The 243-nt window shown below is 52.3% G+C and carries 1 pseudogene; it reads left to right on the top strand.

Annotated features, from left to right (window positions below):
• Positions 1-243 (top strand): annotated as a pseudogene (locus SB756_RS34195) (tyrosine-protein kinase); the annotation flags it as partial.

Here is a 243-nt window from a genome sequence, read left to right as displayed (position 1 = left end):
GCTCGCCAGGCGGCGCAGGATTCACAAAGCCTTGAATTCTTACAGCGCCAGTTACCTGAAGTGCGCAGCGAGCTGGACCAGGCGGAAGAAAAACTCAACGTTTATCGCCAGCAGCGCGATTCGGTTGACCTTAACCTGGAAGCCAAAGCCGTTCTTGAGCAGATTGTGAACGTTGATAATCAACTCAATGAGCTGACCTTCCGCGAGGCAGAGATCTCCCAGCTGTATAAGAAAGATCACCCA

Origin of the sequence: Pseudomonas sp. SIMBA_068, from assembly GCF_046534705.1 — a bacterium.
Taxonomy (GTDB): Bacteria; Pseudomonadota; Gammaproteobacteria; order Pseudomonadales; family Pseudomonadaceae; genus Aquipseudomonas; species Aquipseudomonas putida.
This window is presented reverse-complemented; position numbering and strand designations above follow the sequence as displayed.